This is a genomic window from Marinobacter sp. JSM 1782161 (genome assembly GCF_011421605.1).
GTDB classification, from domain to species: Bacteria; Pseudomonadota; Gammaproteobacteria; order Pseudomonadales; family Oleiphilaceae; genus Marinobacter_A; species Marinobacter_A bohaiensis.
Genome location: NZ_WSSA01000005.1, coordinates 25,727 through 46,661 on the forward strand (window position 1 = coordinate 25,727; position 20,935 = coordinate 46,661).

Here is a 20,935-nt window from a genome sequence, read left to right on the forward strand (position 1 = left end):
AGGCAGTAATTCAAGGCATGCGTCGTATCCTGATCGTTGAAGACGAAGAGATCATCCGCTCAGCCCTGCGCAAGCTGCTGACCCATGCCGATTACGACGTTTCGGATGCCGGCTCGGTGGACGAGGCCCGCAACCAGTTCGAGCTGGACGGCTTCGATCTGATCATCTCCGACCTGCGCCTGCCGGGCGCCGCGGGCACCGAACTGATCCGCCTGGCGCCGAATACGCCGGTGCTGATCATGACCAGCTACGCCAGCCTGCGCTCGGCGGTGGACTCCATGAAGCTCGGCGCGGTGGAGTACATCGCCAAACCGTTCGACCACGATGAAATGCTGGCGTCCGTGGAAGAGATCCTCCAGCGACGGGCCAGCGCTACTCCGGACACACCGGAAGCGGACAGCGAGCCTGCCAGCGCCTCTGCCGACGGCGACCCGTCACGCATCATGTACGGCCAGTGCTCGGCCATGGAGCACGTCTTCACGCTGATCCGCAAAGTCGCCCCCACCGAGACGACGGTGCTGATCAACGGCGAATCCGGTACGGGCAAGGAGTTGGCGGCTCGCGCCCTGCACTTGCTCAGCCCGCGCGCCGAGCAGCCGCTGATCTGCGTCAACTGCGCCGCCATCCCGGAAAGCCTGATTGAGTCGGAACTGTTCGGCCATGAGAAAGGCGCCTTCACCGGCGCCGTTTCCGCGCGTACCGGCCTGATCGAGGCGGCCGACGGCGGCAGCCTGTTCCTGGACGAGATCGGCGAGCTGCCCGCCGAAGCCCAGGCTCGCCTGTTGCGGGTGCTGCAGGAAAGTGAGATTCGCAAGGTGGGCTCCACCCAGAGCCGCAAAGTGGACGTGCGCATGATCGCCGCCACCCACCGTAACCTGCGCGCCATGACCAAGACCGGCGAGTTCCGCGAAGACCTTTATTACCGCCTCAACGTCATGCAGATCCGCATCCCGCCGCTGCGCGAACGCAACGGCGACATCCTGGGGCTGGCCAAGCGTTTCCTGCAAAACCAGGCCCAGCGCATGGGCAAACCGGACCTGAGCCTGAGCCCGGACGCCATGCGCGCCCTTGAGCGCCATCGCTGGCCCGGTAACGTCCGGGAACTGGAGAACGCCATCGAGCGCGCAACCATTCTCTGTGACGACAGCATGATCACGCCGACCCTGCTGGACCTGGAAGTCGAGAGCGGCGACGGGGACGTCCACATCCCCGCCGGCCTGATCGAGGAGGACAACCCGGCCCCGGCGCCGGACCCGCAATCGTCCAACGATCTGTCCCTGGAAGACTACTTCCAGCATTTCGTGCTGGAAAACCAGGACAAGATGAGCGAGACCGAGCTGGCCCAGAAGCTCGGCATCAGCCGCAAGTCGCTCTGGGAACGGCGCCAGCGCCTGGGCATTCCGCGCAAGAAGAGCTGAACGGCGCCCTCCCCTGCTATTCCTCCATCCATGCCCTGAACGCCCGGGCTCGCGACCCTGAGCCCCAATACCGGCACACCTGTCCAAAACGTAATCCGAAACGGCCCGATCGGCATGGCCGGACGGCAATGGCGTGTCTATTATTTAACCAGCACAAAACAAGAAACCGCTTCTCGGCAGGCAAGAAGTGAATTGCCTCTCACCTGTTACCCGGTGTTACCTGGGGGAACATCGTCCGTCTGAAAACCCGCGCCCAAGTAACACTTGAGTCTAAGAATAGTCCCGTTCTGGCACACCCAAAATTCATAAGCCTTTGTTAATAAAGGATAAGAAAAAACTGGCACGTGCACTGCAATCCTATATAGCGAACAACAACAAGAACTGAATGACGCAGCGTCAAAAACAAGAACAAAAAGCTGCAATGCGCTCATCAACAAAAACAAGAATTGAGCGCGAGCGAACTGAGTGTTTTGGGTGCTGAGCTTTTTAGTGGTGCCTGACTGTTGCGAGTTGCACGTGTAGAAAAGAATCGTCTTCCAGACGGCCATTCACCTGCTCGAATCTCGTGACGTGTCATTACCGCTCTCTGTGGTCAAAGCGTTCCGCTCGCAATCATTCGCTCCTGGCTTGGAGCTTGCGTTCAACCGTTTTAGAGCGCGCGACAACAACAACAATGCAGATCGTCTACTCTTCTCGGCGGGTTCGTGTTTCACGGACCCGCCTTTTGATTTTCCGGGTCGGCAAAATTGACTCGCGACGTCAATACGCGCCGTTCGCCTTAATCGCGACAAACCGTTAAACTCCCAGCCTAAACCCATTGTCTTCCGCGGCAATTTCATTCGGAAACGCCCGGAACTCGGATTTCATCCTTCAGAAACGGTTTCGATGCTCAATAGAATAAAGTCCTTCATTTCCGGGAAAGGCAAGAAGCAACAGCCTGCCTACCAGCGCCAGGTCATTCCCCGCGACCAGCACACCGTCTCTCGTTCGCTGATCAGCGACCCCGCCAAGAAAGTTCTGAGCCGCCTCAACAAGGCAGGCTTCGAGGCGTACCTGGTGGGCGGTGGCGTCCGCGACATATTGCTGGACGGGCGCCCCAAGGATTTCGACGTGGCCACCGACGCCACGCCGGAAGAGGTTCGTGACCTGTTCCGCAATTCACGCATGATCGGTCGACGCTTTCGCATCGTGCACGTGCTGTTCGGACGCGAGGTCATCGAGGTGACCACCTTTCGCGGCAACGCCGCCGATGCGGACGACGAGTCCGACGACGATCGCCGCGCCAACGAGCACGGCCTGCTTTTGCGGGACAATGTCTACGGCTCCATGGAAGAGGACGCCCTGCGCCGGGATTTCACGGTCAACGCCCTCTATTACAGCCTGGAAGACTTCAGCGTCATCGACTTTACCGGCGGCGTGGAAGATCTGCGCCAACGGCGCCTGACCCTGATCGGTGATCCGGAAACCCGTTACCGGGAGGATCCGGTCCGGATGCTGCGCGCCATTCGTTTCGCCGGCAAGCTCGACTTCACCCTGGCCCCGGCGACCGAGGCGCCGATCCGTGAGCTGGCGCCGCTGCTGACCCACATCCCGTCGGCGCGGCTGTTCGACGAGGTGCTCAAGCTGTTCTCCGCCGGCCACGGCGCGGCCACCTACGACCTGCTGCTTGAATACGGCCTGTTCGCCCCGCTGTTTCCGGCCACCGCCGCCGCGCTGGAAGCCGGCGAACCCGACGGCGTGATCCGCCAGGCCCTGGCCAACACCGACCGGCGCATCGCCCAGGGCAAGTCCGTAACGCCGTACTTCATGTACGCGGCGCTGATCTGGCCCGCTCTGCAGGCGGAATGGAAGCGCCGCCAGGATGACGGCGAGCCTGCCCAACCGGCCCTGCACGGCGCCATTAACGACGTCATCGGCGAGCAGGTGAAAGCCACGGCGATCCCGCGTCGCTTCTCGGGTCCGATGAAGGAAATCTGGGAACTGCAGATGCGCCTGCCGCGCCGTAACGGCAAACGCGCCTTTGCCACACTGTCCCACCCGCGTTTCCGCGCCGCCTACGATTTCCTGCTGGTGCGCGAAGCCGCCGGCGAAGACACCGAAGGTCTGGGACAATGGTGGACCGACTTCCAGCAAACCGACGAACGCGGCCAGGAGCGCATGCTCTCGGAACTGGCCCCGGCCGGCGCGCGTAACAGCAAGCGCCGTCGTCGTCGCCGCAAACCGCAGACCAAGGCCTGAGCATGCCGGAGACCGACGCCTACATCGGCCTCGGCAGCAACCTGGCCGATCCACTGAGCCAGTTGGCCGGGGCGATCACGCGCCTGGCCGCCCTGCCCTACACGCAATTGGTGGCCCAGTCTCCGTTTTACGCCAGCCGCCCGGTGGGGCCCCAGGATCAACCGGATTTCGTCAACGGCGCGGTTCTGCTGCGCACGGCTCTGGGGCCGCTCGACCTGCTCGACGCCCTGCAGGACATCGAGCGGGCGCACCAGCGCGAGCGCATCCAGCGTTGGGGGCCGCGGACGCTGGATCTCGATCTGTTACTGTATGGCAATCATCACATCGACGACGATCGCCTGACGGTTCCCCATGTGGAACTCGCCAACCGCGACTTTGTCCTCCAGCCCTTGCTGGACCTGACCCCCACGCTTATTCTCCCCGACGGCCGGCCGGTTTCCGAGCTGCGCCAGAGCTGCCCCGACAACGCGTTGCGCCGTCTGGACCCGGTCCCGGGCAGTCTTGCCTCAATGGGACCCGGCGATTAATCTAGTGGCTGTCCGGTTCGGCAACGGCGCTGCGCCCTGGACCGGAACGCGCATGCGGATTATCCGGTCGTCCCGGCATCTCCTCGATGAGCCACCCACAAGGCAAGGATTGTATGGCAGTCACCATCAATACTCTGCGCGAACGCAAGCAGAATAACGAAACCTTTTCCGTCCTGACCGCATACGACGCCACCTTCGCGCACATGATGAGCGAAGCCGGTGTCGACGCTATCCTGATCGGCGATTCCCTGGGCATGGTCCTGCAGGGCCACGACAGCACCCTGCCGGTCACCCTGGAGGAGATCTGCTACCACACCCGCTGCGTGGCACGTGGCAACCAGGGCGCGCTGATCATGGCCGACATGCCGTTCATGACCTACGGCACCACCGAAGCAGCCCTGGATAACGCGGCCGCCCTGATGCGTGCCGGCGCGCATATGGTCAAGCTGGAAGGTACCGACTGGATGGAAGACACCATCCGCGCCCTCAGCGAGCGCGGCGTGCCGGTCTGTGCCCACCTGGGCCTGACCCCGCAGTTCGTCAACAAGTTCGGCGGTTTCAAGGTTCAGGGCCGGGGCGACGAGCAGGCCGACGCCATGGTCCGCCATGCCCAGCTGCTGGTCGAGGCCGGTGCCGACATCATCCTGCTGGAATGCGTTCCCGCCGCCCTGGCCAAGCGCGTCACCGAGGCCGTCGACGCGCCGGTGATCGGCATTGGCGCCGGCCATGAGACCGACGGCCAGGTGCTGGTGATGCACGACATGCTGGGTGCGACCACAGGCCGCACACCCAAGTTCGTCAAGAATTTCCTGGCCGAGGCCGAGTCCATCCAGGGCGCCTTCGAAGCCTATGTGGTGGCCGTCCGCGAGCGCCGCTTCCCCGCCGAGGAGCACAGCTTCAAGTCATGAGAACGGTCCACACCATCAAGGAACTGCGCGCCTTGCTGAACAGCCATCGACAGCACGGCCACCGCATCGGCCTGGTCCCCACCATGGGCAACCTGCACACCGGCCATATTTCGCTGGTGGAAAAAGCCCTTCAGCAGGCGGATACGGTGGTCACCTCGATCTTCGTCAACCCGATGCAGTTCGGTGCCAACGAGGACCTGGACAGCTACCCGCGCACCCTGCGGGACGACCAGGAGAAGCTGGAGGCGGCAGGCAACCATATCGTGTTCGCGCCCAGCGCCGAGGAAGTCTACCCCAACGGCCTGGCACAGCAGACCCAGGTGTGTGTACCGGTAGTCAGCGAAGGTCATTGCGGCGCCAGCCGGCCAGGCCACTTTGACGGCGTTTCCACCGTGGTCTCGATGCTGTTCAACATGGTCCAGCCGGACGTCGCCGTGTTCGGCGAGAAGGATTTCCAGCAACTGGCGGTCATCCGCAAGATGGTCGGCGACCTGTTCATGCCCATCGAGATCGTCGGTGCGCCCACCCACCGCGAAGAGGACGGGCTGGCGCGCAGTTCCCGCAATGGCTACCTGAGCAAACAGGAGCGCCAGCAGGCCCCGGTGATCTACCAGGCGCTGAAGGCCACCGCCGACGCGCTGGGCCAGGGTCATTCCGACTTCGCCGCCCTTGAGGCCGAAGCCAAGAAAAAACTGTCCGAGGCCGGATTACGGCCGGACTACTACAACATCGTCAACAGCCTGACACTGAAACCGGCCCAGCCGGAAGACCGGCAGTTGACGATCCTTGCAGCCGCGTTTCTGGGCACCACTCGACTGATCGACAACCTATCCGTTAACCGTTAGGGAGCGGGCTCCTCGTTCCGGCATCATCGCCGGCGGAAGATCAAACCCCGGGCAACCCATGGTTGTCCGGTCCGCCGCAGAACCGGAACGTCGCAGCCGGACTCCCGATAACAAGGCCACCCGCCAGGGAGAGGAAATGAGCACGAGCCAGCCAGGACTGACCAGCAAGCCGGAATGGCAGGCGCTGACCGACCATCAGGCCAGTCTAAGCCAAACCCACATGCGCGACCTGTTCGAGCAGGACCCGGAGCGTTTCCAGCATTACTTCGCCACCGCCGCCGGCATTTCCCTGGATTACTCGAAGAACCTGATCACCCGCGACACCATGCCTCAGCTGATGAGCCTGGCCCGCGCCTGCAAAGTGCCGGAGCAGATCCAGGCCATGTTCGCCGGTGAGCACATCAACTCCAGCGAAAAACGTCCGGCCCTGCACGTGGCGCTGCGCAACCTGGACGACGAACCCATGCCGGTGGATGGCCAGGACATCATGCCGGAAGTCCGCTCCACCCTGGCGCGGATGGAAGAATTCGTCTGGCGTATCCGCAGCACCCAGTGGCGCGGCTTCAGCAACAAGCCCTTCACCGACGTGGTCAGTATCGGCATCGGCGGCTCCTTCCTCGGCCCGAAGCTGGTCTCCGCCGCCCTCAAACCGTACTGGCACGGACGCCTGAACTGCCACTACGTGGCCAACATCGACGGCAGCCACATCACCGAAGTGCTGCGCCACATCAACCCCGAAACCACCCTGTTCCTGATCCAGTCCAAGTCTTTCAAGACCCAGGAAACCCTGGAGAACACCAAGGTGGCGCGGGAATGGTTCCTGCACAACGGCGGCGACGAGGCGCTGATCTCCAAGCACTTCGTGGCGGTGACCGCCAACGAGAAGGAAGCCATCGATTTCGGCATTGCCGAGGAAAATATCTTCCCCATGTGGGACTGGGTCGGCGGCCGCTACTCACTCTGGTCCGCCATCGGCCTGCCCACCGCGCTGACCATCGGCATGGAGAACTTCCGCGCCCTGCTCTCCGGCGCCCACGCCATGGATCAGCATTTCCGCCAGGCGCCGCTGGAGGAGAACATGCCAGTGATCCTGGCGTTGCTGGGTGTCTGGTACGGCAACTTCTGGGGTGCCGACGCCCACGCTATCCTGCCCTATGATCACTACCTGCGGGGGCTGCCCGCCCACCTGCAGCAACTGGACATGGAAAGCAACGGCAAATGCGTCACCCACGCCGGTGAGTCAGTCAACTACCAGACCGGCCCCATCATCTGGGGCGGCGCCGGCGCCAACGGCCAGCACGCCTATCACCAGTTGCTGCACCAGGGCACGCGCATGTCGCCGGCGGATTTCATCGTCCCGCTACGCACCCACAACCCGGTCGCCAGACACCACGCCATCCTGTTTGCCAACTGCCTGAGCCAGGCCCAGGCGCTGATGCGTGGCAAATCCCTCGACGAGGCCCGCGCCGAACTGCGCGACCAGGGCCTGGACGACGCGGAAGTGGAACGCCTCGCGCCGCACAAGGTCATCCCGGGCAACAAGCCATCCAACACCATCCTGTTCGAGCGCAGCACACCGCGCATCGTCGGCGCGCTGATCGCACTCTATGAGCACAAGACTTTCGTGCAGGGCGCCATCTGGGACGTGGATTCGTTCGATCAGTGGGGTGTGGAACTGGGCAAACAGCTGGGACAGGACATCCTCGACCGCCTGCTCAAGACGGGCAACGGCACGCAGACCGACAGCTCAACCGATGGCCTGATCGAGCTGTTCCGCCGCAAGCACCAGGACGACGCCTGAGGCGCCCTCTGGCAGGCTCAGCGCCCGGGCGGTTAAACCGCCCCGGGCCAGACATTCAGGACGTGCCGGGGCGCGGTGAGATCGCCCGCCCCTGCCAGCGCAAGGCAATGGGCCAGAGTTTCTGGTCGCGGTCGTAGGCCGCCCATAGTTCACGGTAGGTGCGACCATCCACCGGGTGCTGCTCGTCCGGAGCAATCTCCGCCAGCGGCCAAAGCACGAAGGCGTTGGTCAGGATCTCGCCACGCGGCAGCTCCACCCCATCGATCACGCCAATCCGGTCGTCGTAGGTAAGGATATCCAGGTCCAGGGTGCGGGGGCTGAATTTGGGCATACCCGGTTGGTGACCGTTGTCGATTTCCAGCCCTTTGAGGAAGCGCGACAGCGTGGCGACGGACTCGCCGGTACGGATCCCCACGACCATGTTGTAGAACAGACTCCCCTCGAAACCCACCGATTCGCTCTCGAACACCGACGACACGCCAGTCAGTTCATAACGCTCGGACAGGGCATTCAGCGCCGCCAGGATGTGGCGCTCGCGATCCCGGTTACTGCCGATGCCCAGATAGACAGTGGCCGCATCAGTCACGAACGCTGCCCCCGCTCAATACGCACGCCCACACTGCGCGCATCAGGCACCGCGCCCGGCTTGCGCAGGCTCAGTTGCAGCCAGGTCACGCCGAAGCGCTGCCGGATCTCCGCCGCCAAAGCTTCGGCCGCCGCTTCCAGCAGACGCGGCTGATTCGCCCGGAACCAGGCACGCACCACCTCGCTGACCGCGGCGTAGTCGAGCGCGTCGCTCACATCGTCACTGGCGCCGGGGACCCGGTTGTCCCACGCCATTTCCAGGTCGATCTCGACCCGCTGCAGGATATGCCGTTCCCATTCGTACTCGCCAATCACCGTCTCGACCGCCAGGCCTTCGACCAATACCGTGTCCGTCACCGGCACTTCACCTCATCAAAAAACTTGCAGCCTGCATCTCGTTCACATTAACGTAAACCCAGGCACTGTCCCCGGCCCTCGCACGCGCAGTCGGAGGCCGCTCCCATCCACGTCAGGTCGTCGCGGAGCAGCTCTCAGGCGACCAGTTTCCGGGGATGCGATTTTCGCACAATCCACCTGTGACGTCTCTGCCCATGCCCGATTCCGCGCTGACTGTCGTAGCCGGCCTGTTTGCCTACCTGGTGGGATCGATCCTGTTTGCGCCGATGGTGTGCCGCCTGTGGCGGCTTCCCGACCCGCGCGCGCTGGGGTCCGGCAACCCCGGCGCGACCAACGTCTATCGCGCCGGCGGGCCATTTCCCGCGCTGGTCACGCTGGCACTGGATGCCCTGAAAGGCGCGATTCCGGTGTGGGCGGGCGCCGCGTTCGGGCTGGGACCGCTGCCGCTGGCCATCGTCGCCCTGTGCGCGGTGACCGGGCACATGCTGCCGCTGTTCGCGCGGTTCCAGGGAGGAAAAGGTGTGGCCACCGCGCTTGGTGCCGGCCTGGCGCTGGCACCGATGACGACGGTGATCCTGGCGGCGATCTGGGGGTTGGTGATGTGGCGCTGGCACATCTCTTCGCTGGCGTCGATCAGCGCCGCGCTGGCCGGCCCGGTGATCAGCCTGCTGCTGGAACCCCGGGCCCTGCCCCTGTTCGGGCTACTCTTGCTGCTGATTCTGGTACGCCACCGGGACAACCTGATCCGGCTGGCGCAACGGCGCGAACCGCCGCTGTAACCGGAAACCGCGGATCACCCAACCGGCCGGATCGTTTAACCGACTTTAAGACCTTCCAGACAGTCCGCCTCAAGCGTCGGCAGGGTGTTCATCGGCCAGCGCGGCACCGCGACAATGCGGTCGCCATCACGCTGGCCGGCCAGCAGGCGCTGACATCCGGCATAGGCAATCATGGCGCCGTTGTCGGTACAGAATTCCGGGCGCGCGTAGAACACGCTGGCGTCGAGCTTGCGCAACGCGGCTTCCAGCGACGTCCGCAGACGCCGGTTGGCGCTGACGCCACCAGCCATCACCAGGCGCTTGCAGCCAGTCGCCTCCAGCGCCCGACGGCACTTGATAACCAGGGTATCCACCACCGCGCTCTCGAACGCCAGCGCGATATCGGCACGCACCTGGTCGTCCAAAGTGCCATCCGCTTCGGCGGCGCTGACGGTATTGAGGGTGTAGGTTTTCAACCCGCTGAAGCTGAAATCCAGTCCCGGCCGGTCGGTCATCGGGCGCGGGAAGCGGTACACGCCCTCACGCCCCTGCTCCGCCAGTTTGGCCACACGCGGGCCGCCGGGATAATCCAGACCCAGCATCTTGGCGGTCTTGTCGAACGCTTCACCGGCGGCATCGTCCACCGATTCGCCCAGCAGCTCGTAGTGGCCGATGCCGTCCACGCGCACCAGTTGGGTGTGGCCGCCGGACACCAGCAGCGCCACGAACGGAAACGCCGGCGGCTCGTCTTCCAGCATCGGCGCCAGCAGGTGGCCTTCCATGTGGTGAACGCCAAGGACCGGGATATCCAGAGCAAGGGCCAGCGCATGGGCCACCGAGCCCCCCACCATCAGCGCACCGATCAGTCCGGGGCCGGCGGTGTAGGCAATGCCCTCCAGGTCCTGGCGGCTGAGCCCTGCCTCAGCCAGTACCTGGTCGCACAGCGGCAGCAGTTTGCGCACATGGTCGCGCGAGGCCAGCTCCGGCACGACGCCGCCGTAATCGGCGTGCATGTCGATCTGACTGAACAACGCGTGGGACAGCAGCCCCCGTTCGCTGTCGTAGAGCGCGACCCCGGTTTCGTCGCAGGAGGTTTCAATTCCCAGAACCAGCATAGTGACCTTCTCGGTGACCTTTGATGGACGTCTTGACGCAATAAGGCCCGCGAGCCGGACCCCAAAGCGCCCGTATTTTACCAGATCCGCCCGCGCCGGGGCGCCGTGGTTTTCCCTATGACCGTTTGCCGGGCCGACCAATTGGACGCTTTACAACCAACCCGGGAAGGCGCTATCATTGCCGCCCTTAAATCTGCGCTGGTCGAGTTTTAGACAATTCTGACGGATCCGCGTGAGATCAAGCGAATCATCAGAACCAGGCGACGGCCCGGCCGCGCCGGAACTGAACTTAAACCGAATCGATCCATAAGGTAGGTGATTTTCGAATGCCAGCTGTTAAAGTGAAAGAGAATGAGCCATTCGACGTAGCACTGCGTCGCTTCAAGCGGTCTTGCGAAAAGGCCGGCATTCTGTCTGAAGTGCGTCGTCGCGAGCACTACGAGAAGCCGACTGCCGTCCGCAAGCGCAAAGCAGCTGCTGCCGTCAAGCGCCATCTCAAGAAGCTTCAGCGGGAACAGCGCAAGTTCGAGCGTCTGTACTAAGCCAGACGCCCGAATTGCAGCTTCGCGTCCCCGCCGCGGTTTTCGCCGCCGGGGATGCATGCATCCAATGCCGTCGAGGCCTGGCTTCGGCGGCATTTTTAGCTTGTGGATGCCCTTTTCGTCCGGATGCCACGACCCCGAACGGAACGCAGTGACCTGGCCCGACCGCCGCTGGCGAGATCGGAGGCATGGTCTAATCTCTTGATGCTGAATAGCTGTACGACGCCGGAGATGCCATGAGCGGTCTGATCCCCCAACGCTTTATCGACGATTTGCTCGACCGGGTGGACCTGGCGGAGCTGATCGGCAGTCGGGTGACCCTCAAGAAGGCCGGCGGTAGTTACAAGGCACGCTGCCCGTTCCACGACGAAAAGACACCATCCTTCAACGTCCGACCGGACAAAGGTTTCTACCACTGCTTCGGCTGCGGCGCCCATGGCGACGCCATCAGCTTCGTCCGGGAATTCGATCACCTGGGTTTTACGGAAGCCGTCGAGGAACTGGCCCGGCGGGCCGGCCTGGAAGTGCCGTACGATCAGGCTGCGCGCCAGGAAATGCAGCAGGCGCGCACCCTCACCGACGCACTCGAGTTCGCCAACGGTTTCTACCGTCAGGCGCTAAACCAGCCGGGCGCGGCTTTTGCCCGGGACTACCTGCGCCAGCGCGGTCTCGACGCCGCCACCATCGAGCAGTACCAGATCGGCTTCGCCCCCGGTGACGGCACTGCCCTGCACCAGGCCGCCGAGCCTGGCCTGCGCGGGCCGCTGATCGAGACCGGCACCGTGTCCGACAAGTTCGGCCGGCCCCGGGATCTGTTCCGCAACCGGATCATGTTCCCGATCCGCAACACGCGGGGCAAAACCATCGCCTTCGGCGGGCGCACCCTGGGCGACGACAAAGCCAAGTACATCAACTCGCCCGAATCGGACGTTTTCCACAAGAGCCGGGAAATCTACGGCCTTTACGAGGCGCAGCGGGCCCTGCGCCGCCTCGACCGCCTGTTGGTGGTGGAAGGCTACATGGACGTGATCGCCCTGTCCCAGAACGGCATCCACGAAGCGGTCGCCACCCTGGGCACGGCGACCAACCAGGACAGCATGCAGGCGTTGCTGCGTCACGTGCGCCACATCGTGTTCTGCTTCGACGGCGATAACGCCGGCTTCCGCGCCGCCGACCGCGCCATGGACAACGCCCTGGAGCTGATGGCGGACGGCCTGCATTTGCAGTTCCTGATGCTGCCGGAGGGCGAAGATCCGGACACGCTGGTGCGCAAGGAAGGTGCGGACGCCTTCCGCAAACGCATTGAGGGCGCCACACCGCTGTCGCGCTTCCTGTTCGATCGCCAGAGCCAGGGGCTGGATCTGGATCAGCCGGAACACCGCGGCGAACTGCGCGCGCGGGTTGAGCCGTTGCTCAACAAGATGCCGCGCAGCACCCTGCGCGACGCCATGTGGCACGAGATGTTGCGTCTGTGCGGCCGCCGCTGGCAGCCGCGCAACGACAGCTTTAAGGGTAAGGGATTCAAGGGCAAGGGCTTTCGCGGCGCCGAGCGGGTCAGCGAAGACCCGGTCGAAGTCCGGCTCAGCAAGGACGGCAGCCTCAGCCTGGCGCTGATCGAAGCACCGGATCTGGCCGAGGAAGTACTGGAAGCGGCCCGTCGTGACCGCAGCCTGCGCCAGGCCGGTTCGCTGGCCCAGTGGATCCGCGAATCCGACATTCGACAACACCGGGAAGTCATCGCCGCCCTGGCCTACGACAGCCAGGCCCGGGCACGCTTCTTCCATCTATTCGATGGTATCGAGCATGTGCCGGAACGGGACAATCTGATCGCCTCGGCTCGGGAAATACTGACACCGAACCAGGAAGCGGTTCGAAAGCAGAAAATCGCAGCGCTGATCAAGCGCAAAGCCGCCGGCGAATTCACCGCGGACGATCACCGGGAACTCAAGCGCCTGAGCAGCGGGGAGGGCGTTTGAACCTTTTGCAAATGGCCCAATCCAAAGCCTTTGCGGGGGTTACTTACGGAGGTTTCTCTGGCTTTCTCTTGAAACAGGGGAATCTTGCCACAACTTAAGGTTTGTGGCAGAGAATTTGGGCGGCAGCTATAATGGCTGTTTATCTTTTCATCTTTATATCAGCGATTCCATAGGGTGTCTATGTCAGGCAGCAATTCGCAGAAGTCACGTTTGAAAGACCTCATCGCGCGAGGCAAAGAACAAGGGTACCTGACTTACGCCGAAGTCAACGACCACTTGCCTGAGGATATAGCGGATCCGGATCAGGTGGAAGACATCATCCGGATGATCAACGACATGGGCATCCAGGTATCCGAAGAAGCTCCAGACGCTGATACCCTGCTCATGACCGACGGCGATGCCACAGCGGACGAAACCGCTGCGGCCGAAGCCGCCGCCGCCCTCGCCGCCGTGGAAACCGACGCCGGCCGCACGACCGACCCGGTGCGCATGTACATGCGCGAGATGGGTACGGTCGAACTGCTTACCCGCGAGGGCGAGATCGTCATCGCCAAGCGCATCGAGGAAGGCACGCGCGACGTCATGGCGGCGATCGCCCACTTCCCCGGTACCGCCGGTACCGTGATCCAGGCCTACGACCGCATCGTCGAGAACGAAGGCCGCCTGAGTGACATCGTCACCGGCTTTCTGGATCCCGACGACGCCGAGCCGTTCATGCCCGAGGACACCACGCCCAAGAGCAGCAACGACAGCTCTAGCGATGACTCCAGCGACGATGACGACGACGATTCCGAGGAAGAAACCGATAACGGTCCGGATCCGGAAGAGACCCGCCTGCGCTTCGAGCTGCTGCGCGAGAAGCTCGCCACCGCCAACAAGGCGCTGGAGAAGCACGGCCGGGGTTCCGAAAAGGCCCAGGACGCGCTGAACGAGCTGGGTCAGGTCTTCGCCCCGTTCAAGCTGGCTAACAAGGCCTTCGAAGAGCTGGTCAACGTCATCCGCTCCACTAATGAGGCACTGCGCGAGAACGAGCGCGCCATCATGGCGATCTGCGTGCGCGAATGCCGCATGCCGCGCAAGGACTTTATCAAGACCTTCCCGGGCAACGAGACCAACCTGGACTGGGCGGAAGGCCTGACCAAGGGCTCCAAGCCGCACGCCGAGCGGATCAGCGAGCGTCTGGACGAAATCGTGCGCATGCAGAAGCGCATCGCCAATGTCCAGAACGACGTCGACCTGACCGTCGCGGAAATCAAGGAAATCAACCGTCGCGTGTCCATCGGCGAAGCCAAGGCCCGCCGCGCCAAGAAGGAAATGGTGGAAGCCAACCTGCGTCTGGTTATCTCCATCGCCAAGAAGTACACCAACCGTGGCCTGCAGTTCCTGGACCTGATCCAGGAAGGCAACATCGGCCTGATGAAGGCCGTCGACAAGTTCGAATACCGTCGCGGTTACAAGTTCTCGACCTACGCCACCTGGTGGATCCGTCAGGCCATCACCCGCTCCATCGCGGACCAGGCGCGGACCATCCGGATTCCGGTGCACATGATCGAGACGATCAACAAGCTCAACCGGATTTCCCGCCAGATGCTGCAGGAAATGGGCCGCGAGCCCACCCCGGAAGAGCTGGGCGAACGCATGGAGATGCCGGAAGACAAGATCCGCAAGGTCCTGAAGATCGCCAAGGAACCGATTTCCATGGAAACCCCGATCGGCGACGACGAAGACAGCCATCTGGGCGACTTCATCGAGGACATCCAGGCGCTGTCGCCGGTGGATTCCGCCACCGCCGAAGGCCTGCGCGAAGCCACCCGCTCCGTGCTGGCCGGCCTGACGGCCCGGGAGTCCAAGGTGCTGCGGATGCGTTTCGGCATCGAGATGAACACGGACCACACGCTGGAAGAGGTCGGCAAGCAGTTCGACGTCACCCGCGAGCGGATCCGTCAGATCGAAGCCAAGGCCCTGCGCAAGCTGCGTCACCCGTCGCGGTCCGACCACCTGCGTGGCTTCATCGACGATCACAACAGCTCGACCTGATGAGAGCCGAGTGAGGCGCGCGACTCCCGTCGCGTCGCCTCTGGCGGGCGCCATACGCGATGCGTATAATGGCGCCCGTTTTATATCTTCCCCCTGTTTCGGGCCTTTAGCTCAGTTGGTTAGAGCAGTCGACTCATAATCGATTGGTCGCTGGTTCAAGTCCAGCAAGGCCCACCATTTCTTCTGGTTATGTTTTTACCCGAGTCAACCGACCTCTCGAGACCCCATTGGGAGTCGCTGGACTAATCCGGTCTCGTCTCAAAGATGCGGGCTGTTTCGGGTGAAGCAAGAAGGTGAACGAGGCCCCTCAGGGCCTCGCTGTTTGGGAGATGATCAGCCACCAACCGGCTTCTGCGCCGGGGAGAATGACGGCTGCGAGCCGGAAGGCTTGGCCTCCGCGGCCTTGCCGCCCGATGGGGTGCCGCTTGCCGGGCTGGCGGAGCCGACCATGAACTCCGGGTAGGCCTGCATGCCGCATTCGTAAACGTCCATGCCGGCGTTTTCCTCTTCATCGCTGACGCGGATACCCATGGTCTGCTTGATCAGATAGAGCACCACGAAGCTGGCCAGGAACATCCAGGCGAAGGTCGCGACGGTGCCGATCAACTGGCCCATGAAGGTGGCGTCGGCGTTGCTGAACAGGACCGCGAAGACGCCCCAGATGCCGGCTGTGCCGTGCACGGAGATGGCGCCGACCGGATCGTCCAGTTTCAGGCGGTCCAGCAGCAGGACGGAGCCCACCACGATGACGCCACCCACGGCGCCGATCAGGGTGGCCGTGCCCGCGGACGGCTGCAGCGGTTCGGCGGTGATCGACACCAGACCCGCCAGCGCGCCGTTGATGGTCATGGTCAGGTCGGTCTTGCCGAACAGGGCCCGGGCCAGCAGTGCCGCCACGACCATGCCGGCCGCCGCCGCGGCGTTGGTGTTGACGAAGATCTTGGCCACCGCGTTGGCTTCGTCGACGTTGGAAATTTTCAGCTCCGAGCCGCCGTTAAAGCCGAACCAGCCCATCCACAGGATGAACATGCCCAGGGTCGCCATCGGCAGGTTGGCGCCGGGAATGGCGCGCACTTCACCGTTGGGGCCGTACTTGCCCTTGCGCGGTCCCAACAGAATCACCGCCGCCAGCGCGGCCGAGGCGCCGGCCATGTGCACCACCACGGAGCCGGCAAAGTCCTGGAAGCCCAACTGGTCCAGGAAACCGCCGCCCCACTTCCAGTAGCCTTCCACCGGATAGATCACCGCCACCATCACGACGGCGAAGATCAGGAACGGCCACAGACGCATGCGCTCGGCGACGGCACCGGAAACGATCGACATGGTCGCCGCCGCGAACACCGCCTGGAAGATGAAATCCGCCATGGTGGAGTAGTAAGGCGCGCCATCACCGCCGGCGACCACATCGGCCGTGGCGTTGTCCGCGCCCAGCAGGAAATCCAGCCCCGGGATGACCGAGTTCACCGGATCCCCGGGATACATGATGTTGTAGCCCACCACCAGGTAGACCACACAGGCCACGCCGTACAACAGCGCGTTCTTGTTAAGGATTTCCACCGTGTTCTTGCCCCTGACGAGCCCGGCTTCCAGCATGGCGAACCCCGCCGCCATCCACATCACCAGCGCCGCACACATCAGGAAATAGAAGGTATCGAGTGCGTACCCGAGTTCGAGCCCTACGTTTTCCATGATTTGTCTCTCTTTTTCTGCATCTCACGTTGGCACGCCGCAAAGGGCGGCCTTGATATACTTAAAGGAATATTATTTTCCCATTGATAAATAGCAAAATGCGGGCCCGTTTTTCATGTCACTGTTTTAAAAGACATTTACGATCAGTGTCGCCATTTCAACTTTTCTATAATGGTGCGTTTCTGATCGTTCCCGGGGCCCAATGCGCAAAAACCCGGCAGGGCCGGGTTTTCAATGCGTCGTTGCAACCAGTTGGCGCTCAGCCGTCCAGTGCTTCACAAGCCTCCAGGGTGTTCTGCAGCAGGCAGGCGATGGTCATGGGCCCGACACCACCGGGTACCGGCGTGATGGCCCCGACCCGATCCAGCGCGGCGTCGAAATCCACGTCCCCCACCAGCTTGCCGGATGCCAGTCGGTTGATGCCCACGTCGATTACCGTCGCCCCCGGCCTGAGCCACTCCGCCCGGATAAAGCGAGGCTGACCGATGGCCACCAGCACGATGTCGGCCCGCGCCAGCTCCGCCGGCAAATCCCGGGTTCTCACATGGCACACGGTCACGGTGGCGCCACGCAGCAGCAGCTCCAGCGCCGCCGGTCGGCCGACGATGTTGGACGCCCCCACCACCACGGCATGCTGACCGCCGGGATCGATGCCGTAAGCATCGAGCAGGCGCATACAGCCATAGGGTGTGCAGGGCCGCAGCGTCGGCGTCTTCGCCGCCAGACGCCCCAGGTTGAAGGGGTGGAAGCCGTCCACGTCCTTGGCCGGGCTGATGCGCTCGACCACCGTGGGGACGTCGATGTGCTCCGGCAGCGGTAACTGCACCAGGATCCCGTGAATCGACGCATCCCCGTTCAACCGGTCAATCAGGGCCAGCAGCTCCGACTCGGCTGTGGTATCCGCCAGGTGGAAGCTGCGCGACAGGAATCCTGCCTCCTCACAGGCCTTGATCTTGCTGTTCACATAAACGCTGGAGGCCGGGTCTTCGCCCACCAGTACCACCGCCAGCCCCGGGCGCGAACGCCCCTGCTCGATGCGGGCCTGGACCCTGCCGACGATGTCGCGACGCAACTGCGCCGCGACCTCCCGTCCGTTGATGATTGTGGCTGTGCTCACACGGACCTCCCGCCTAGAAGCCCTGGCCGGGCACCCAGTTGGTGCCGGCCAGCGGGACGCGCGCCATGGCGGAGGCTTCGACGGTCAGCGCCACCAGATCCTCGGGTTCCAGGTTGCGCAGGTCGTTCTTGCCGCAGGCCCGCGCCAGGGTCTGGGCCTCCAGGGTCAGCACGCGCAGGTAGTTGGCCAGACGATGTCCGGCGGCCACCGGGTCCAGACGCTGGCTCAGCGCCGGGTCCTGGGTGGAGATACCGGTGGGGTCGCGGCCCTCCTGGTAGTCGTCGTAGAACCCGGCGGCGGAGCCGATCTGGCGGAACTCCTCGTCATAGCGGGGGTGGTTACAGCCCAGCGCGATCAGCGCGGCCGTACCGATGGCGACCGCGTCCGCCCCCAGCGCCATGCACTTGGCCACGTCGGCGCCGTTGCGGATGCCGCCGGAGACGATCAGCTGTACCTTGCGGTGCATGCCCATTTCCTGCAGCGCCTGGACCGCCTGGGGGATCGCCGCCAGGGTGGGAATACCGACGTGTTCGATGAACACATCCTGGGTGGCGGCGGTGCCGCCCTGCATGCCGTCGACCACCACCACGTCGGCCCCGGCCTTCACCGCCAGCTTGACGTCGTAATAGGTGCGGGTGGCGCCCACCTTGATGTAGATGGGCACCTGCCAGTCGGTGATCTCGCGCAGTTCCTGGATCTTGATGGCCAGATCGTCGGGGCCGGTCCAGTCCGGATGGCGGCAGGCCGAGCGCTGGTCGATGCCTTTCGGCAGGGTGCGCATCTGGGCCACCCGGTCGCTGATTTTCTGCCCCAGCAGCATGCCGCCGCCACCGGGCTTGGCGCCCTGCCCCAGCACCACCTCGATGGCATCCGCCTTGCGCAGGTCGTCCGGGTTCATGCCGTAGCGCGACGGCAGGTACTGGTACACCAACTTCTTCGACTGGCCGCGCTCTTCGGCGGTCATACCGCCGTCACCGGTTGTGGTCGAGGTGCCCACTTCCGAGGCCCCACGGCCCAGCGCTTCCTTGGCGTTGGCGGACAGGGCACCGAAGCTCATGCCGGCGATGGTCACCGGGATGTCCAGTTGGATCGGTTTCCTGGCGAAGCGATCGCCCAGGGTGACCGCCGTGTTGCACTTCTCGCGATAGCCTTCCAGCGGATAGCGGGACATGCTCGCCCCCAGGAACAGCAGGTCGTCGAAGTGCGGCAGCTTGCGCTTGGCGCCGAAGCCGCGGATGTCGTAGATGCCGGTTTCCGCCGCGCGGCGGATTTCCGCCATGGTGGTGCGGTCGAACGTAGCCGATTCGCGCAGACCCGCGTGCGGGTCGCGTTCAGCGTGCTGGGTGGATTCGTTGCTCATGATTCAATCCTCTCGCGATCAGTCTCAGTAGGCGGCTGCGTTATCGACCTTGAAGTTGTACAACTGCCGGGCCGAGCCGTATCGCTTGAACCGTGCGGGGTCCTCGTCGATGCCGGCCCGGCTCAGCAAGTTGCCCAGTTCCTCGATGTGCTCGGGACGCATGTCCTTTTCCACGCAGTCCGCACCGAGGGATTTCACGCTGCCCTTGACGTAGATGTGCACCTCGTAGAGCGAATCCCCCAGCGCGTCGCCGGCGTCGCCGCAGACCACCAGACTGCCGGCCTGGCCCATGAAGCAGCTCATGTGGCCGACGTTGCCTTTGACGACAATGTCCACGCCCTTCATGGAGATGCCGCAGCGGGCGCCGGCATTGCCCTCGATCACCAGCAGCCCGCCGTGGGCGGTGGCGCCGGCGGCCTGGGAGGCATCGCCCTTGACCCGCACGGTGCCGGACATCATGTTTTCGGCCACACCCTGCCCCACGTTGCCGTGCACGGTGACGGTGGCCTTCTTGTTCATGCCCGCACAGAAGTAGCCGGCGTGGCCGTGGACCGTGACCGACAGGTTCTGGTCGATGCCGCAGGCGATGTTGTGCTGTCCATTGGGGTGCAGCACGTCGAATTCCCGCTCGACGCACTCGGCGGCCTGGTCGTGCAGCGCCTGGTTCAGGTCGCGCACGGGGGTTTGGCTCAGATCGAATGTTTTCATGGTGGTGCTCCTCAGGCGTCCCGTTCCCAGACGTAGAAAGTGGCCGGCTCCGGCTCCCAGACCCGGGCGTTCTCGATGCCCGGCAGGCTGGCCAGGGCCTGGTATTCCGAGGCCATGGCGACGTAGTCGTCGGTTTCCGCCAGCACCGCCGGCTTGCAGGCGATGGGATCGCGCATCACCGCGAAACCGTTGCGGGTGCCGATGGTGAAGGTGAAGAAACCGTCCAGGTCGTCCAGGGCGTGCTCCAGCGCCTGCTTCAGGGAATCGCCCTGCCCCAGGCGCCAGGTCAGGTAGCCTGCCGCCACTTCCGAGTCGTTATCGGTCTCGAAGCGGATGCCCTCGCGTTTGAGGTTCTCCCGCAGGCGGTTGTGGTTGGACAGGGAGCCGTTGTGCACCAGGCACAGGTCCATGCCGGTGGTGAACGGATGGCTGCCTTCCATGGTCACGGCGGACTCGGTGGCCATGCGCGTGTGGCCGATGATGTGACTGCCCTGCATCCGGCCGAGCTGGAACTTGCCGGCGATGTGCTCCGGCAGCCCCACTTCCTTGAGAATCTCGATGGAGCGGCCGATGCTCAGGATCAGCGCGTCCGGGGCGCTGTCTTCCAGCCAGCCGCGTACCCGCGCCTCGTCCGCGGCGATCTTGAACACCGCCACGTTGGCATTGCCGAACCAGGACAGTTCGGCGCCCAGCGCTTCGCCCATACGCCCGGCCAGGGCTTCCCAGTCGTAATCGTCGTCCCCATGACGCAGGGTGACCTTGGTGTGCCCGGCCGGCACCTCGTCGCCGTAGATGGCGAAACCGGCACTGTCGGGACCGCGGTCGGTCATGGCGATGAGCATGGGCTCGAACAGTGCACCCAACTGGCTCTCCAGCGCCGGATTTTTCAGGTAAAGACCTACAATTCCACACATATTGCTGACCTCATGCCGGCCCTGCCGGCGATAAAGCGTT

At 63.8% G+C, this 20,935-nt stretch carries 18 protein-coding genes and 1 tRNA gene; 11 read left to right on the top strand and 8 right to left on the bottom strand.

The features are described from left to right. The first annotated feature begins 17 nt into the window (after positions 1–17). From GQB00_RS19285 to pgi, 6 genes are all read left to right on the top strand, one after another. Positions 18–1,418: a sigma-54-dependent transcriptional regulator gene (locus GQB00_RS19285; RefSeq protein WP_165857490.1), complete on the top strand. Its 1,401-nt coding sequence runs from the start codon at positions 18–20 to the stop codon at positions 1,416–1,418. Positions 1,419–2,303: 885 nt separating this feature from the next. Beyond that, complete coding sequence (gene pcnB, locus GQB00_RS19290) at positions 2,304–3,656, top strand: polynucleotide adenylyltransferase PcnB (RefSeq protein ID WP_165857491.1); 1,353 nt, start codon at positions 2,304–2,306, stop codon at positions 3,654–3,656. 2 nt (positions 3,657–3,658) lie between these two features. Further along, positions 3,659–4,183, top strand: coding sequence for a 2-amino-4-hydroxy-6-hydroxymethyldihydropteridine diphosphokinase (gene folK / locus GQB00_RS19295; RefSeq protein ID WP_165857492.1), 525 nt, complete (start codon positions 3,659–3,661; stop codon positions 4,181–4,183). Between the two features lie 113 nt (positions 4,184–4,296). Further along, entirely contained in the window at positions 4,297–5,091 is a 795-nt protein-coding gene (gene panB / locus GQB00_RS19300; protein ID WP_165857493.1) for a 3-methyl-2-oxobutanoate hydroxymethyltransferase, read from the top strand. Then, positions 5,088–5,936, top strand: coding sequence for a pantoate--beta-alanine ligase (panC, locus tag GQB00_RS19305; RefSeq protein ID WP_165857494.1), 849 nt, complete (start codon positions 5,088–5,090; stop codon positions 5,934–5,936). Before panB ends, panC begins: the two co-directional genes overlap by 4 nt. Before the next feature lie 136 nt (positions 5,937–6,072). Further along, a complete protein-coding gene (gene pgi / locus GQB00_RS19310) occupies positions 6,073–7,737 on the top strand; it encodes a glucose-6-phosphate isomerase (protein ID WP_111497976.1) in 1,665 nt (554 codons plus the stop codon). A gap of 55 nt (positions 7,738–7,792) precedes the next feature. Here pgi and folK (GQB00_RS19315) read toward each other — a convergent pair whose 3' ends face one another. Next, complete coding sequence (gene folK / locus GQB00_RS19315; protein WP_165857495.1) at positions 7,793–8,323, bottom strand: 2-amino-4-hydroxy-6-hydroxymethyldihydropteridine diphosphokinase; 531 nt, start codon at positions 8,321–8,323, stop codon at positions 7,793–7,795. Continuing rightward, positions 8,320–8,679 (bottom strand): dihydroneopterin aldolase, encoded by a 360-nt coding sequence (folB, locus tag GQB00_RS19320; RefSeq protein WP_165857496.1) that lies wholly within the window; start codon positions 8,677–8,679, stop codon positions 8,320–8,322. Before folB ends, folK (GQB00_RS19315) begins: the two co-directional genes overlap by 4 nt. Before the next feature lie 194 nt (positions 8,680–8,873). On the opposite strand from folB, the gene plsY reads away from it, so the two are divergent. Further along, entirely contained in the window at positions 8,874–9,458 is a 585-nt protein-coding gene (gene plsY, locus GQB00_RS19325; protein WP_165857497.1) for a glycerol-3-phosphate 1-O-acyltransferase PlsY, read from the top strand. Between the two features lie 35 nt (positions 9,459–9,493). On the opposite strand, the gene tsaD is transcribed toward plsY, so the two are convergent. Then, positions 9,494–10,552, bottom strand: coding sequence for a tRNA (adenosine(37)-N6)-threonylcarbamoyltransferase complex transferase subunit TsaD (gene tsaD, locus GQB00_RS19330; protein ID WP_111497979.1), 1,059 nt, complete (start codon positions 10,550–10,552; stop codon positions 9,494–9,496). A gap of 326 nt (positions 10,553–10,878) precedes the next feature. Between tsaD and rpsU the strand changes: the two genes are divergently transcribed. The 4 genes from rpsU to GQB00_RS19350 all read left to right on the top strand — a co-directional run bounded on the left by rpsU (position 10,879) and on the right by GQB00_RS19350 (position 15,284). Beyond that, a complete protein-coding gene (gene rpsU, locus GQB00_RS19335) occupies positions 10,879–11,094 on the top strand; it encodes a 30S ribosomal protein S21 (protein WP_004578868.1) in 216 nt (71 codons plus the stop codon). Positions 11,095–11,330: 236 nt separating this feature from the next. Then, positions 11,331–13,070 (top strand): DNA primase, encoded by a 1,740-nt coding sequence (gene dnaG / locus GQB00_RS19340; RefSeq protein WP_165857498.1) that lies wholly within the window; start codon positions 11,331–11,333, stop codon positions 13,068–13,070. A gap of 180 nt (positions 13,071–13,250) precedes the next feature. Continuing rightward, complete coding sequence (gene rpoD / locus GQB00_RS19345; protein WP_165857499.1) at positions 13,251–15,107, top strand: RNA polymerase sigma factor RpoD; 1,857 nt, start codon at positions 13,251–13,253, stop codon at positions 15,105–15,107. A 100-nt stretch (positions 15,108–15,207) separates the two neighbouring features. Next, positions 15,208–15,284 (top strand) — tRNA-Ile (locus GQB00_RS19350). Positions 15,285–15,440: 156 nt separating this feature from the next. On the opposite strand, the gene amt is transcribed toward GQB00_RS19350, so the two are convergent. The 5 genes from amt to GQB00_RS19375 form a co-directional block, all read right to left on the bottom strand. Further along, entirely contained in the window at positions 15,441–16,796 is a 1,356-nt protein-coding gene (gene amt, locus GQB00_RS19355) for an ammonium transporter (RefSeq protein ID WP_165857500.1), read from the bottom strand. Between the two features lie 259 nt (positions 16,797–17,055). Continuing rightward, a complete protein-coding gene (folD, locus tag GQB00_RS19360; RefSeq protein ID WP_165857501.1) occupies positions 17,056–17,913 on the bottom strand; it encodes a bifunctional methylenetetrahydrofolate dehydrogenase/methenyltetrahydrofolate cyclohydrolase FolD in 858 nt (285 codons plus the stop codon). Between the two features lie 13 nt (positions 17,914–17,926). Further along, the gene (locus GQB00_RS19365) at positions 17,927–19,273 is read right to left on the bottom strand and encodes an FMN-binding glutamate synthase family protein (RefSeq protein WP_165857502.1); all 1,347 of its coding nucleotides are present in this window, start codon (positions 19,271–19,273) and stop codon (positions 17,927–17,929) included. A 24-nt stretch (positions 19,274–19,297) separates the two neighbouring features. Continuing rightward, complete coding sequence (locus tag GQB00_RS19370) at positions 19,298–19,981, bottom strand: protein glxC (protein ID WP_165857503.1); 684 nt, start codon at positions 19,979–19,981, stop codon at positions 19,298–19,300. An 11-nt stretch (positions 19,982–19,992) separates the two neighbouring features. Next, positions 19,993–20,895: a class II glutamine amidotransferase gene (locus GQB00_RS19375; RefSeq protein WP_111497986.1), complete on the bottom strand. Its 903-nt coding sequence runs from the start codon at positions 20,893–20,895 to the stop codon at positions 19,993–19,995. Between the last annotated feature and the right edge of the window lie 40 nt (positions 20,896–20,935).

What these genes read in the sequence shown, in the direction of transcription:
- tsaD (WP_111497979.1), bottom strand. Translation starts at nt 10,552, where the DNA reads ATGCTGGTTCTGGGAATTGAAACCTCCTGCGACGAAACCGGGGTCGCG.
- GQB00_RS19285 (WP_165857490.1), top strand. Translation starts at nt 18, where the DNA reads ATGCGTCGTATCCTGATCGTTGAAGACGAAGAGATCATCCGCTCAGCC.
- GQB00_RS19370 (WP_165857503.1), bottom strand. Translation starts at nt 19,981, where the DNA reads ATGAAAACATTCGATCTGAGCCAAACCCCCGTGCGCGACCTGAACCAG.
- rpsU (WP_004578868.1), top strand. Translation starts at nt 10,879, where the DNA reads ATGCCAGCTGTTAAAGTGAAAGAGAATGAGCCATTCGACGTAGCACTG.
- pgi (WP_111497976.1), top strand. Translation starts at nt 6,073, where the DNA reads ATGAGCACGAGCCAGCCAGGACTGACCAGCAAGCCGGAATGGCAGGCG.
- plsY (WP_165857497.1), top strand. Translation starts at nt 8,874, where the DNA reads ATGCCCGATTCCGCGCTGACTGTCGTAGCCGGCCTGTTTGCCTACCTG.
- amt (WP_165857500.1), bottom strand. Translation starts at nt 16,796, where the DNA reads ATGGAAAACGTAGGGCTCGAACTCGGGTACGCACTCGATACCTTCTAT.
- pcnB (WP_165857491.1), top strand. Translation starts at nt 2,304, where the DNA reads ATGCTCAATAGAATAAAGTCCTTCATTTCCGGGAAAGGCAAGAAGCAA.
- GQB00_RS19375 (WP_111497986.1), bottom strand. Translation starts at nt 20,895, where the DNA reads ATGTGTGGAATTGTAGGTCTTTACCTGAAAAATCCGGCGCTGGAGAGC.
- folK (WP_165857492.1), top strand. Translation starts at nt 3,659, where the DNA reads ATGCCGGAGACCGACGCCTACATCGGCCTCGGCAGCAACCTGGCCGAT.
- panC (WP_165857494.1), top strand. Translation starts at nt 5,088, where the DNA reads ATGAGAACGGTCCACACCATCAAGGAACTGCGCGCCTTGCTGAACAGC.
- panB (WP_165857493.1), top strand. Translation starts at nt 4,297, where the DNA reads ATGGCAGTCACCATCAATACTCTGCGCGAACGCAAGCAGAATAACGAA.
- dnaG (WP_165857498.1), top strand. Translation starts at nt 11,331, where the DNA reads ATGAGCGGTCTGATCCCCCAACGCTTTATCGACGATTTGCTCGACCGG.
- rpoD (WP_165857499.1), top strand. Translation starts at nt 13,251, where the DNA reads ATGTCAGGCAGCAATTCGCAGAAGTCACGTTTGAAAGACCTCATCGCG.
- GQB00_RS19365 (WP_165857502.1), bottom strand. Translation starts at nt 19,273, where the DNA reads ATGAGCAACGAATCCACCCAGCACGCTGAACGCGACCCGCACGCGGGT.